At 68.9% G+C, this 12,990-nt stretch carries 9 protein-coding genes; 4 read left to right on the top strand and 5 right to left on the bottom strand.

What is annotated here, in order from left to right; all coding sequences use genetic code 11:
• Positions 1-12: 12 nt before the first annotated feature.
• Positions 13-2,109: a 3-hydroxyacyl-CoA dehydrogenase NAD-binding domain-containing protein gene (locus AC07O8_RS07100; RefSeq protein ID WP_495047357.1), complete on the bottom strand. Its 2,097-nt coding sequence runs from the start codon at positions 2,107-2,109 to the stop codon at positions 13-15.
• 281 nt (positions 2,110-2,390) lie between these two features.
• On the opposite strand from AC07O8_RS07100, the gene AC07O8_RS07095 reads away from it, so the two are divergent.
• Positions 2,391-3,950 (top strand): hypothetical protein, encoded by a 1,560-nt coding sequence (locus AC07O8_RS07095; RefSeq protein WP_495047356.1) that lies wholly within the window; start codon positions 2,391-2,393, stop codon positions 3,948-3,950.
• A gap of 1 nt (position 3,951) precedes the next feature.
• Here AC07O8_RS07095 and AC07O8_RS07090 read toward each other — a convergent pair whose 3' ends face one another.
• Positions 3,952-4,494 carry a hypothetical protein gene (locus AC07O8_RS07090; protein ID WP_495047355.1) on the bottom strand — a complete coding sequence of 181 codons (543 nt, stop codon included), beginning with the start codon at positions 4,492-4,494 and terminating at the stop codon, positions 3,952-3,954.
• A gap of 338 nt (positions 4,495-4,832) precedes the next feature.
• Here AC07O8_RS07090 and AC07O8_RS07085 point away from each other — a divergent pair, with 338 nt between their 5' ends.
• The 3 genes from AC07O8_RS07085 (at position 4,833) to AC07O8_RS07075 (ending at position 10,064) form a co-directional block, all read left to right on the top strand.
• Positions 4,833-6,749 (top strand): hypothetical protein, encoded by a 1,917-nt coding sequence (locus AC07O8_RS07085; protein ID WP_495047354.1) that lies wholly within the window; start codon positions 4,833-4,835, stop codon positions 6,747-6,749.
• Between the two features lie 96 nt (positions 6,750-6,845).
• Complete coding sequence (locus AC07O8_RS07080; protein WP_495047353.1) at positions 6,846-8,822, top strand: hypothetical protein; 1,977 nt, start codon at positions 6,846-6,848, stop codon at positions 8,820-8,822.
• A 129-nt stretch (positions 8,823-8,951) separates the two neighbouring features.
• Positions 8,952-10,064, top strand: a complete 1,113-nt coding sequence (locus AC07O8_RS07075; RefSeq protein ID WP_495047352.1) for a hypothetical protein — start codon at positions 8,952-8,954, stop codon at positions 10,062-10,064.
• On the opposite strand, the gene AC07O8_RS07070 is transcribed toward AC07O8_RS07075, so the two are convergent.
• The 3 genes from AC07O8_RS07070 to AC07O8_RS07060 are packed head-to-tail and all read right to left on the bottom strand — an operon-like array spanning position 10,034 to position 12,989.
• Positions 10,034-10,834 carry an ABC transporter ATP-binding protein gene (locus AC07O8_RS07070; RefSeq protein ID WP_495047351.1) on the bottom strand — a complete coding sequence of 267 codons (801 nt, stop codon included), beginning with the start codon at positions 10,832-10,834 and terminating at the stop codon, positions 10,034-10,036. The genes AC07O8_RS07075 and AC07O8_RS07070 overlap by 31 nt on opposite strands.
• Positions 10,831-11,622 (bottom strand): ABC transporter ATP-binding protein, encoded by a 792-nt coding sequence (locus AC07O8_RS07065; RefSeq protein WP_067275955.1) that lies wholly within the window; start codon positions 11,620-11,622, stop codon positions 10,831-10,833. The genes AC07O8_RS07070 and AC07O8_RS07065 overlap by 4 nt, the downstream gene beginning before the upstream one ends.
• Positions 11,619-12,989, bottom strand: coding sequence for a branched-chain amino acid ABC transporter permease (locus tag AC07O8_RS07060; RefSeq protein WP_495047350.1), 1,371 nt, complete (start codon positions 12,987-12,989; stop codon positions 11,619-11,621). The genes AC07O8_RS07065 and AC07O8_RS07060 overlap by 4 nt, the downstream gene beginning before the upstream one ends.
• Position 12,990 lies beyond the last annotated feature (1 nt).

Genomic DNA, 12,990 nt, shown 5'->3' with positions numbered 1-12,990 from the left:
CGGTCCGCGGGGTCAGTCGTTGAAGCCCTTGCCCTGGTCGGCCAGGCGCTTCAGCAGCGGCGCGGGCTCCCAGAACTTCCCGTCGTCCAGCGGGTTCTTGGCGAAGCGCTTCATCGCCTGCACCACGTTGTAGAGGCCGACCGTGTCGGCGTAGCACATCGGGCCGCCGCGATGCAGCGGGAAGCCGTAGCCGGTCAGGTAGACCATGTCGATGTCGGAGGCGCGCAGGGCGATGCCCTCCTCCAGGATCTTGGCGCCCTCGTTGACCAGGGCGAAGACCAGGCGCTGCACGATCTCCTCGTCGCTGATCTTGCGCGGCGTGATGCCCAGCGCCGAGCGGTGCATGTCGATCATCTCCAGCACGGTCTTCGACGGGATCGCGTCGCGCTTGCCGGGCAGGTAGTCGTACCAGCCGGCGCCGGTCTTCTGGCCGAAGCGGCCCATCTCGCACAGCAGGTCGGCGGTCTTGGAGTAGCGCAGGTCCGGCTTCTCCAGGTAGCGGCGCTTGCGGATGTACCAGCCCACGTCGTTGCCGGCCAGGTCGCCCATGCGGAACGGGCCCATCGCGAAGCCGAAGCGCTCGACCGCCTTGTCCACCTGCTGCGGCGTGCAGCCCTCCTCGAGCAGGAAGCCGGCCTGGCGGCTGTACTGCTCGATCATGCGGTTGCCGATGAAGCCGTCGCAGACGCCGGAGACGACGCAGGTCTTGCGGATCTTCTTGCCCAGCGCCATCACGGTGGCCAGCACGTCCTTGGCGGTGGCCGCGCCGCGCACCACCTCCAGCAGCTTCATCACGTTGGCCGGGCTGAAGAAGTGGGTGCCGATGACGTCCTGCGGACGCTTGGTGAAAGCCGCGATCTTGTCGACATCCAGCGTCGAGGTGTTGCTGGCCAGGATCGCGCCCGGCTTCATCACCGCGTCGAGCTGCTTGAAGACCTGCTCCTTGACGCCGATGTCCTCGAACACGGCCTCGATGACCAGGTCCGCCTGGCCGATCTCGGCGTAGCTCAGCGTGGTGCCCAGCAGGCTCATGCGCTGGGCATAGCGGTCTTCCTTGAGCTTGCCCTTCTTGACCTGCGCCTCGTAGTTCTTGCGGATGGTGGCGACGCCGCGGTCCAGCGCCTCCTGCTTCATCTCGAGGATCGTGACCGGGATGCCGGCGTTGAGGAAGTTCATCGCGATGCCGCCGCCCATCGTGCCGGCGCCGATGATGGCGACCTGCTCGACCTTGCGCAGCGGCGTGTCCTCGGGCACGTCGGGGATCTTGGAGGCGGCGCGCTCGGCGAAGAAGGCGTGGCGCAGCGCCTTCGATTCGGGCGTCAGCATCAGTTGCTGGAAGGCGTCGCGCTCGGCGCGCATGCCGTCCTCGAACTTCATGGCCACCGCGTTGGCGACGGTCTCCACGCACTGCAGCGGCGCGGGGAAGTTCTTGGACATCGCGCCGACGGTGTTGCGCGCGAACTGGAAGTAGGCCTGGGCTTCGGGATGCTGGGCCTTGATGTCGCGCACGCGCGGCAGCGGGCGCTTGTCGGCGATGCTCATCGCGAACTGCACGGCGCCGTCGATCAGGTCGCCGTCGATGAGCTTCTGGAACAGCACCTGGCCGGGGACCTGCGCGAGCAGCTCGCTGGCGACGGGCTCGCCGCTGACGATCACGTTGAGCGCGGGCTCGACGCCGAGCGCGCGCGGCAGGCGCTGCGTGCCGCCGGCGCCGGGCAGCAGGCCCAGCTTCACTTCCGGCAGCGCGATCTTGGCGCCGGGCGCGGTGACGCGGTAGTGGCAGCCCAGGGCCAGTTCCAGGCCGCCGCCCATGGCGACGCTGTGGATCGCGGCGACGACCGGCTTGGTGCAGGACTCGACGCGGTTGATCAGGGAGCCCAGGTTGGGTTCGGCCAGCGCCTTGGGCGAGCCGAACTCGCGGATGTCGGCGCCGCCGGAGAACGCCTTGCCGGCGCCGGTGATGACGACGGCCTTGATGGCGGGATCGTTCTCCGCCTGCTCGATGCCCTCGGCGACGGCCAGCCGCGTGGCGTGGCCCAGGCCGTTGACCGGCGGATTGTTGAGCGTGATCACCGCGACCTGACCGCGGACTTCGTAGCTGGCACCCATGCTTGTTCCTTCCGATGCTGAAGAGTCGCCTCGCCGCGGCCGCGTGTTCCCCGAAGGCCGCCGGCGAAAAGAACGATCGTTCGATTCTAGGCAGCGCCGAGGCGCGGCGCTTGTCTCTGCTGTGACAAGCAGTTCGGCCTGCGATGCGGACAAGCCCTGAGGCCGCCGACCCCGATCTGCGCAAGAAGGTGGTCGCGAGGCGTGTTTTTGCAGTGGTCGGATGAAAACCAGAGACGCCCCGGAGTCACTGCACCGTGAACACCACGTCAGAAGGCTCGTCCATGCACCCTCAATCCTCCCCGCCCTCTTCCTCATCCTTGCCCCTCACTGCAGGTGTCCCCACCCGGGGCGGTCCTGATCCCGCGGGCGCCGGCGACCTCCGCGAGGCGCTGCTGAACGATTGGCTATCCAGCTGCGACGACGACTGGCTGCAAATAGCGTTCCGCGGCGAATGTGTCGAGCGCCTCCGGCAGGCCATGCGATCGGCGGATGGAGACGCCCCTGTGGAGCTGGACATGAAAACAGCCCTGGAGCTTCCTCCTCACGATGCGCTGCGCGCCGCCGGAATGACGGCCCCCCGCCTGAAGCCCGACCTGGACTTCAGCGAGTGGGCAGGCGCGCAAGCCCTGCAACAGAGTCTGAACGCCTTGGCGGTCGAGGAAGTGGCCGTTTCGAAACTGGCGCAGGGGCAACTGCCGCGGGACTGCCGTCTTGAAAGCGTGCGGGTGTTGGACCTGTCGATGACGTCGGGGCCCATCGACTGGGCGTCACTGCTCGACGCCCTGGCCGCGTGGCCGTCCCTGGAGGCGGTTCTCCTGCCCAGCCGCGAGCGCGCGATCCAGTGCCCGGCGGGTTGGTCCTACCTCGACGACCAGCACTGTCTGCGCCTGGATCGCGGCCGCGCGGCCGTCCCACCCCGCCCGTTCCGCGACACGGCACGGGAGGCGGCACGGGAAGCGGCACGGCAAGCAGCGCAGGCTGAAGCCGAATTCAAGCCCTTCTTCGACGACCTGAAGCAGCTGCTGCGATTGAGCACCGCCGTGGCCGCGCCGATCATCCAGGCCCACAAGCTGCGATTGAAAGCGGTGCAGAAATCCCTGGCCGAACATCCGGAGCTGAATGCCACCGTGCACGCGTTGCTGTCGCAGCAGTCGGGCGGCTGCGTGGACGCGGGGCTGCGCCGGCTCGACGACATCGAGATGCTGTTGCATTGCGGCCGACTGACGTCGCCGGCCGATGCCGGCCCGGCCGCACTGCACCTGGCGCTGCTCCGCCGAGCCGATCAGTCGCGGGCGATCGCGTACCGGAACGATGGCGAGAACCTCGAACGCGCCAACGCGCTGCGCGTGCTGGTCGGCCAGCGTCTGAACGCCTACCTCGGGAGCGATCTGCGGGTGGCCTCGGCACCGGTCTACGCCCGCCTGGCGCAGCTGCGCGACGTGGCTCCCGGCGAGACGCCCCAGCCGCAGGACTGGCCGGTCAAGTTGCGCCAGGCCGCCGACAAGGTCTTCCAGGGCGAAGTGGCGGATGGGTTCCCCAACCTGCAGTTGCTGCTGGCCGAGGAGGAAGGCGCCGGCGCATTGATTGCCGGGGTCCTCGCGCGAGACGCGGCGCATCAAGCGGACCTGCAGCGCGTGGAAAGGCAGTACCAGCTCGACTACGCGGCGGCACAGGACGCCGACCCGGACAATCCCCTGGCCGGCATCGCGCTGCACGCGGCCAAGGAGCAGGCACTGGCGCAGCGCCGCTTCGCGCTGCTGGCGCCCTGGACGGACAAGCTCACGGCGCAGGTCCGTGAGTCTCTCCCCGCGCCTGCGGGCGGCCGGACCCAGGCCGATTGACTCAGAACGGCTTGTCCAGCTGCGTCGGCATGAAGCCGCGCGAATTGGGGCCGTCGCCGGCGTCTTCCTGGATCTCGGTGCGGGCGAAGCCGCCCTCGGCGCGGCGCTCGCGGGCGCGGTCCTGGCGCTCCAGCGCGGCATCGACGCTCGCGACGGTGGGCGCCGGCGCGGGCACGCTCCGTGGCTTCTCGATCGGGCGGAAGGCCGGCAGCGGCGTGGGCGCGCTCACGGGCGGGACGGAGTCCAGCGGCAGGAGGGAATCGGCGCCGTCGACGACTTCATGCGGCGCGGCGGCGATCGCGGCCTTGCGACGCAGTCGCTCGACGGTCAGGCGCATTTCGCCCAGCTCCATCTGCTGGCGCTCGATCTGGCGACGCGCCTGCGTGGTCTGCTCGTTGAGCAGCAGCCGCGACGACTCGATCCGGTCGATCAACCGACGCGCGCGCTTGAGCTTGGGCCACCACCAGCCGCTCACCGCGGTAGCACCGACGGCCAATCCGGCCAGCGTCCCGACGGCCACCATCCATGGCTGCACCGAATTCATGGGGGGCTCCCTGTTCTTGTTGCCTGCCGGCCAATGTAGACCGGCGCCCCCGCGAAGGGGAGCGACGGGCCACCCGGATCAGGGGACGGCGCAACGCGGTGGGGGGACCATGAACGTGGGGGGTGGGCATGTCGGGATCCGCGCGGGCACGCCCGGCGACGTCGCCGTCGCCGTCGCCGCGTGGCCGACCGACGCTTCGCATCATGCGAAGAACCGGTGCGCTTGTCGGATGACTACCTTTCACCATGACACCACGCCATCCCTCCCTCTTCCTCGGATCCTCCGTGGATGCCCCGCTCTTCCACGGATCCTCCGTGGATGCCCTTTCACCGCTGCCGATGGCCAACGGCCTCGCGTCCATCGATTCAGGAGCGGGCTACGCGACGCCGGACTCTGGGCGCACCCGCGAAGAGGAACAGCACCGCCAGCTCCTGTCCGGCAAGCCGATGCCGCATTCACCGGACGTGGCCGCCCTGCTCGAGCGTCTGGACGGGAGTCACGGCGATCGGGAATCGCTGTACGAGGCCCTCACCGGCAAAGCGGACTGGACCGCGCAGGCTTTCGCGGACGCACGCGCCATGATGTCGGCAGTGCCGCCTTGCCTGCTGGATCGAGAGACGAGGGACAAGGTCCGACTGCTCCTGACGGGCTGGGAGGAACAGCCGACGGCACTTCCCGCCCGAGGGCTGGCGCTTGACGACAGCGAACTGACGCAGCTCCGGACCGCCCTGAAGGTGGCGATCGCGCCGCAGAACCTCAAGGCGGATACGCTCCGCAGCAGACTCGCGTGCCTGGCGGGCTGGGAGACCGAACCGACCGACGCCGATGAGGCGGCCGCGCGGGCCGTCGGCGCGGCCGCCGTGCGCGGCCTCCTCCTGAAAAGAGCCCAGGGCCGGACGCCGGGGCTGGAAGTCCTCCAATTGAAGGCTCCGGCCAACCCCGGTCAGGGCAGCGGCCCGTCGAACTTCTCGCTGCCGCCACCCGCTGAACTGAGGGGCCTGGGGCTTGCCGGCATTGGCTGCACCCTGCACCCGGGTGGATGCCAGCCGCTGGATTCGCGTGCGTATCAAGAGAGCAGCCAGCTGCTCGGTATCACCCGACTCTACGTGCCCGCCCCGGCGACGCAGGTCGCCGCGCTGATGAGTCCCGGCATCTACAGGGTGGACGTCAGTTGCAGCCGGAACCCCGGCGTCCCCTCGATCGAGACCATCAGGCGGCTGATGGCCACGCTCCCTGCCCAGGTCCGTGAGCTCTGGGTGTCTGGCGACGACGATGCGCTCAGCACGGTGATGCTGGACGCGGACGGATCCGCCGGATGGCGCCCCAAGCCGGGGTGGCGTTGCCTGGAAAGATGCGATTCGCCCCAACCGATCCTGTTCGACCCGCCGTCGGACCTCGCCACCCGCCCGGAGGGAGTCACGCTGCTGCGCTTCCTGCGACGACTGAGCGGGCGGCTCACCGAGATGCCCCCGGAGGGCCGCGAGCACCGGATCGACCTGGCCCGCGCCCGCGTGCAGCGCCTGCTCCAATCGATCCAGGGCCAGCCCGCGTTGCTGGACGAATTGCAGCACCATCTCCACGATGTCGGCGCCTGCGTCGATCAGCACCTGCACTGCCTCGCCGGCATGGATCTGGCGGCGAGCGCCGGCGCCGCCCAGACCTGCGACGAGGCTGCGGGCGTGCTGCTGCGCATGGCGCTCCAGGACATCATCGACCGGCACGTCGGCATCACCAGCGCCCACGACCCCGAGAACCTGGAAGAGGCCATGGCCTTGCGCGCGCTGCTCGACAGGCGACTGGCGGCGATCACGGGCAAGCGCTTCGATGCCTCGTTCATGCCCTTCCACAGCGGGCTCGCGGGGATGCGCTCGAACCAGGTGGGGCCGGACGGCGCGGCGCTCGACGACAGCGCGTGGCCGCCGGAGATGCATGCGCTGATCGACCGCTTGATCGGCGACGAGGTGCGCGCCGGATTCCCTGCCGTGCAGGACCTGCTGGAGGACGCCGCGGGCCCTGGACGCCGCGCCGCGGCGCAGTTGACGGACCAGCCGCTCTACCAGGACGCCGAGCGGACCTGGCAGCAGCGCTTCCTGGAGGCCGAGACGGACGCCGATCGCGCAGACGCCAGCGAAGCGGATCGATCGGCGTACCGGGCGATCCAGGCGGACATGCCGCGCGAACTGCGTGCCCTGCGCTTGTCCTTGATGGACAGCTGGTTGTCGCCGTTGCGCGAGGCCTTCCCCGACCCCCGCTGAGGCCCGCTGACGCCCGCTGACGCCCCCTCGGTTCCCCGAGGCCCCCGTGGCTTCCCGCCGATCCCGAAACTCATCCGGCCCGAGCGGCCTACTCCCATGATCCCTTCCACTTATCCGGCTGCCTCGTCCTGCATCACCACCTACGACCCAGACGCTGACGCGGGCGGCACCGCCCTCCGGGTCGGCACGTCGCCATCGTTCCCCTGGTCCCTTCCTCCAGACGAGGTGGAGAAGATGGAGCGACTCGAACGAGGCGAGAGGCTGAGGCTCTCTTCGACGGTCGAACGATGCCTGAACCGGTTGGGGATCAACGACGACGATTGGCCGGCCTTGAAGTTCGCGTGGACCCGCTCTGGCCGAAGTGGGTCCAGCCCTCCCAGTGACGACGAGCTGCAGGCGATCATCGCCGAGGTGCCCCTCTGCCTGCTGAACGGCCGTCAGCGGCCGCAGGCGCTTGCCGTGCGACAGCACGGATGGCGCGGGTGGGAGCAGTCCCCTGACTTCGATCCGCAGGAAAGTGCCACTGATCTGATCATCGCGACCCTGGAAGCATTGGATGCCGCCCGAGGTCAGTGGGTGACCGATTGGGCCAGAGGGGGGGCAGGTCTTGCCCGATGGGAGGCGGACGCGACATCTCCGGCCGAGGCGGAGGCCAGGGCGAGCGGGGGGCGCGCCTTGCGCCGGTTGGCGATATGTCCGTTGACCTGGATCCTGGATCTCAACGGTCACGGGCTCACCCGCGCGCCGGCACCTCAGTTCGCACTGCCGCCCCGGCCTATTGTGGAAGCGCTCAGGCTGGGAACGCGCGAACTGGTGGTGCTCATGGGGACGGCCCGACCCTGGGATCGCCGCGCGATGTCCGACGCCATGGAGGCCCTGGTCGTGCCCATCTGGAACCTTGAACTCAATGACTCCCAGGGCGTGCCCGCCACCGTGGTTCCAGAACAGGCTGTGCACGTCAACCTCGATGGCGATACGGAACGTTGCGCTGAACTCGCAGAGGCGCTGACCGCCAGGCCCGGCGGCGCGCTGCAGGAAGTGCAGGTCTATCGCCTCGGCGGCACTGCAGCGCTGAACCGGCGGCTTCAGGCGCCCGACGGATGGCGCGTCGAGAGGTCGCGCTTGCATTCCTCCTTGACCCGGCGGCCGCTGCCTCCGGCGCCGGCGCCGGTGCTCGCCTACTGGGGGAGCAAGGATCCTGACGCGCTGAAACGCCAGCTCGACGCGCAGCAGGATGGCCCGCTCCTGCTGGCTTTCCTTGAGGAGGCCCGGTCTCAGCTCGAGGCCGTCAGTCCGCTCGTCGCCCCGGCCTTGCGCGAGGAAATGCTGGCCCGCAGCCAGGTCCTGCTGCAGCGGCTGGCGCAAGAGCCGGCATTGATGTCCGAGCTGGCGATCGATCTCTCCGACACCTGGCCCTGCATCGATGCGAAGCGGCGCGTCCTCGACAACATGGAGATGACCCTGCTGGCGGGCAGCGGGATCGACAGGGGAACCGCCAGCCTTCTGCTGCTGCGCGCGGCCCTGCGCCACCGGGTCCATCTCCACGTCAGCATCACCGATCGGAGGGAGGAAAACCTCGAACGCGGCCTCGCCCTGGAAGCGCTGCTCGACCTGCGGCTGGCGCAGATCACCGGCAAGTCGTTCGCGCAGACGGGCGCGCCTGTCTACCGGTCGATTGCCGGCATGCGCGACGCCGCGGCCAATCAAGCCCCCACGCTGGCAGACTGGTCGGCGGAACACCGAGCCACCATCGAACAGATCCTCGGTGACGAGGTCCACGCCGATTTCCCCGCCTTGCGCGGGCTCATGGCGTCGGACCAGGAACCCGCCAGCCGGGCGATGGCGCACCTGCTCCTCGATCCGTCGTACCAGGCGGCGAAGGCGGCGCTGAACCGGGAGTTCCTGGCCGCCGAAGAGCGCAGGGACGACGATCCTTCCGACGCGACGGCCGCGCAGCGTTACCGGGAGATCGAGGCAAGGATGCCGCAGGAACTGGCCCGACGACGCTTCGAGTTGCTGGATGTCTGGCTCGCGCCCATGCGCCAGGCCTTTTCCATCCCGCCGACAAACTGACCGGCGGCGCGCCTCTCCGACCTCCAGCCCCTCGGGGACGGCGATTCAAGCGCCCGTGCTGCCAATCGGCCTCAGGAACCGGAATCGATCGCGGCCAACTCAACGCGCCTCACTCCAAGGAGAAAGCGGATGATCTCGATGCCTTCGACACAGGGGCCGATCCCGGCCGATGACACGCTTGAAACGGCGGCCGCGTGGCAGGCCGGCATCCATCCCGACGTCCACCGGGTCAACGCGCCGCCATCACCTCCCTGGGCGCTCCCGGCCGAAGAGGTGACGAAGATGGACAGACTTGAACGCGGGGGAACGCTGCCGCTCTCGACCACGATCGAGCACTGCCTGGACCGGGTCGCGAAAGCCGACAGCGCCTGGAACAGCAGCCGCTTCCGACTGGTCTTCCATCCGAAGAGACCGCATCCTCCCCGTGACGACGAAGTGGCAGCGATGATCGCCGAGGTGCCGCTTTGCCTGTTGAACGGTCATGAGCGGGCGCAGGTCCTGGAGCGGCGACAGCGCGGTCTGCAGGCCCCTGGACTGGCCTGCCCGCAGGACTTGGCGGTCGCCTGCATGGAGGCCTTGAATGCCGCACGAGGCGATCGCACCGTCCCCTGGACACAGGCGCTGGCGCGGCTTGCCCGATGGGAGACGGACGCGCCTTCGGCTCGGGACGCGCAGGCCCGGGCGCATGGCGGGCGCGCGCTGCGCCAGGCCGTCAAGGACCCCAGCGATCCCACCCTTCATCTCATGGAGGATGTCCTGAACCCGGCCGCACCTGAGTTCTCGTTGCCGCCCCGCGCCCTGCTCGCTGCGCTCGACCTGGGATCGAGAGAACTTCTTGCCGACCTGGGCCGGACCCGGCCTTTGCATCTCAAGGCCTTCCATGACGCCCTGCCCGCCCTCGCGCTGAGCCACTGGGACCTTCGCCTCACTGACCAGTCGGAAGCAAGCGCCGCATTGATTCCGGATGGCGCCAAGGAAGTCGGTCTCCGGGGCGACACCCCTCGCTGTTGCCGTCTCGCCTTGGAACTGGTCAGCCAACCGGGACCCGATCTCCAGAAAGTGCGCATCCATTTTGACGCGCCAGCATCGGCGCAAGACTTTCCTCCGGCGCCCGCCGGGTGGCGCGCCGATCTCGGGAAATCGACATGGGTCCTGGGCCGGGAGGCACCGCTGGCGTCCGCGTCCGCGTCTGCAGCCGCCGCCGCAGTGCCTCAGACCTCCAGCCACTCCTTGCGCACGTAGGCGTTCGCGCGCAGGTCCGCGGGCGTGCCTTCGAACACGATGCGCCCGTGGCCCATCACGTAGCAGCGCTCGGAGATCTCCAGCGCGATCGCCAGCTTCTGCTCGACCAGCAGCACCGACACGCCGCGCCGCTTGAGCTCCTTGAGGTACTCCGCGACCAGCTCGACGATCTTGGGCGCCAGGCCTTCGGTGGGCTCGTCGATCATGATCAGGTCGGGATCGCCCATCAGCGTGCGGCACAGCGTCAGCATCTGCTGCTCGCCGCCGGACAGCACGCCGGCCTCGGTGTGCTGGCGCTCCTTCAGGCGCGGGAACATCGCGTACATGTCGTCGAAGGTCCAGCGCGGCTTGCCGCCGCGCCGGCCGCCCTTCTCGCCCAGCATCAGGTTCTGGTGCACCGTGAGCTTGGGGAAGATGTCGCGGTTCTCCGGCACGTAGCCGATGCCGCGGTGCGCGATCTCGTAGGCCTTGCGGCCCAGCAGCACCTCGCCGCCCCAGGCGATAGCGCCGGTGCCGTCCACCTGGCCCATGATGGTCTTCACCGTCGTCGAGCGGCCCGAGCCGTTGCGACCGAGCAGGCTGACGATCTCACCGGGTCGGACCTCCATCGTGACGCCGTGCAGCACGTGGCTCTTGCCGTAGAAGGCGTGGACGTTGTCGAGCTGCAGCGCGCGCGTGGCCGCGACCGTCGCCGATCCCGCTGAACCCGCTGAACCGGTCGACGCGGCGCGCATCGCGCCGATGTTGGTGTCGTTCATCGCGACGCTCATGCGTGGGCTCCCGCGCTCTGCGATTCGGCCAGCACCGAGCCGAGATACGCCTCCTGCACGCGCGGGTTCGCGCGCACCGCGTCGGGCGTGTCGAAGGCGATCACCTCGCCGTAGACCAGCACCGCGATCTTGTCGGCCAGGCCGAAGACCACGCCCATGTCGTGCTCCACCGTCAGCAGGGTGCGGCCCTCGGTGACCTGCCGGATGAGCTGGATGAAACGCTTGGTCTCGCTCTTGCTCATGCCCGCCGTCGGCTCGTCCAGCAGGATCACCTGCGCGCCGCCGGCGATGGTGATGCCGATCTCCAGCACGCGCGCCTCGGCGTAGGTCAGGTTCACCGCCGGGACGTCGCGCTTCTTGTCGAGGTGCAGCATCTCCAGCAGTTCCTCGACGCGGTCGTTGACGTCGTCCATGCCGGCGAGGAACTTCCAGAACGCGTACTTGTGGCCCATGGACCAGAGCAGCGCGCAGCGGATGTTCTCGAACACCGACAGCCGCGTGAACAGGTTGGAGACCTGGAAGCTGCGCGACAACCCGCGCCGGTTGATCTGGTACGGCGCCAGCTGGTCGATGCGTTCGCCGAAGAGCCGGATCTCGCCGCTGGTGGGCGCGAAGCGGCCGCTGATCAGGTTGAACAGCGTGGACTTGCCCGCGCCGTTGGGGCCGATGATCGCGACGCGCTCGCCGGGCTTCACCGCCAGCTCCGCGCCGCGGATGATCTCGCTCTTGCCGAAGCTCTTGCGGACGGACTTCAATTCCAAGGCATAAGGGGCGTGGTGCGCGCTCACAGGCTCTCCCTCCGCTTGATCTCTTTCTCGATCTCTTCCTGCGCCCGGTCCCACTCGGCGCGGAACTCGCGGCGCACCAGCTCGAACAGGCCCAGGCCGGTCACCAGCACGAAGCCCGCGCCGAACCAGGACTCGACGCTCTTCGCATCGAGCGCCACGCCCAGGTAAGTCATCTTCGGGCCGAGCGCCTCGTTGAGCTGCAGGTGGTAGAGCATTTCCACCATCGCCGAGCCGCCGACCAGCATCGTCAGCGCCGCGCCGGCCAGGCCCAGGTAGGACGGCCACAACGGGCGCAGCTTGCCGAAGGCCGCCAGCCGCAGGTTCATCATGATCAGCGAGGCGATGCCGCCCGGCGCGTACATCACCATGAACAGGAAGATCAGGCCGAGGTAGAGCAGCCAGGCCTTGGTGAGTTCCGACAGCAGCACGGTGGCCACGACCATCAGCACGGCGCCGATGATGGGCCCGAAGAAGAAGGTCGCGCCGCCGAGGAAGGTGAACAGCAGGTAGGCGCCGGAGCGCGCCGCGCCGACGACCTCGGCGTTGACGATCTCGAAGTTCAGCGCCGACAGTCCGCCCGACACGCCGGCGAAGAAACCCGCGATCAGGAACGCGAGGAAACGCACCCACTGCGTGTCGTAGCCGATGAACTCGACGCGCTCGGGGTTGTCGCGCACCGCGTTGAGCATGCGCCCCAGCGGCGTGCGCGTGAACGCGAACAGCAGTGCCGTGCAGACGAAGGCGTAGATCGCGATCAGGTAGTACACCTGGATCTGCGGCCCGAAGGTGATGCCCCACACCGCCTTGCCGACGACGCGGTTGGACGAGACGCCGCCCTCGCCGCCGAAGAACTCCGGCAGCATCAGCGACATCGACCAGATCAGCTCGCCCAGGCCCAGCGTGATCATCGCGAAGGGCGTGCCGGATTTCTTCGTCGACACGTAGCCGAACAGCGCCGCGAAGAACAGGCCCGCCAAGCCGCCGACGAGCGGGACGAGCCCGACCGGCAAGGCCAGCTGACCGGCCCCGACGACGTTGAGCGTGTGGATCGCCAGGTAGGCGCCCAGCCCGGTGTAGACGGCATGACCGAAGCTCAGCATGCCGCCCTGCCCCAGCAGCAGGTTGTAGGACAGGCACGCGATGATGGCGATGCCCATCTGCGACAGCATCGTCTGGGCCAGGCTGCTGGTCCACATCAGCGGCGCCACGAACAGCGCCAGGGCGTACAGGCCCCAGATCAGCCAGCGGCCGACGTTGTGCGGCTTGAAGTGGTAGGTCTCGCCGCGTGTCGCCCGGGCAGGGACGCGATGCGCGTCGCCGGACGGGGTCGCGGCGGGAGCGGAGGAAGAAGGCATGACGACGGACATC

The sequence above is a fragment of the Roseateles sp. GW821-FHT09G09 genome, from assembly GCF_059415965.1.
This window is presented reverse-complemented; position numbering and strand designations above follow the sequence as displayed.

What these genes read in the sequence shown, in the direction of transcription:
- AC07O8_RS07100 (WP_495047357.1), bottom strand. Translation starts at nt 2,109, where the DNA reads ATGGGTGCCAGCTACGAAGTCCGCGGTCAGGTCGCGGTGATCACGCTC.
- AC07O8_RS07095 (WP_495047356.1), top strand. Translation starts at nt 2,391, where the DNA reads ATGCACCCTCAATCCTCCCCGCCCTCTTCCTCATCCTTGCCCCTCACT.
- AC07O8_RS07090 (WP_495047355.1), bottom strand. Translation starts at nt 4,494, where the DNA reads ATGAATTCGGTGCAGCCATGGATGGTGGCCGTCGGGACGCTGGCCGGA.
- AC07O8_RS07085 (WP_495047354.1), top strand. Translation starts at nt 4,833, where the DNA reads ATGGCCAACGGCCTCGCGTCCATCGATTCAGGAGCGGGCTACGCGACG.
- AC07O8_RS07080 (WP_495047353.1), top strand. Translation starts at nt 6,846, where the DNA reads ATGATCCCTTCCACTTATCCGGCTGCCTCGTCCTGCATCACCACCTAC.
- AC07O8_RS07075 (WP_495047352.1), top strand. Translation starts at nt 8,952, where the DNA reads ATGATCTCGATGCCTTCGACACAGGGGCCGATCCCGGCCGATGACACG.
- AC07O8_RS07070 (WP_495047351.1), bottom strand. Translation starts at nt 10,834, where the DNA reads ATGAGCGTCGCGATGAACGACACCAACATCGGCGCGATGCGCGCCGCG.
- AC07O8_RS07060 (WP_495047350.1), bottom strand. Translation starts at nt 12,989, where the DNA reads ATGTCCGTCGTCATGCCTTCTTCCTCCGCTCCCGCCGCGACCCCGTCC.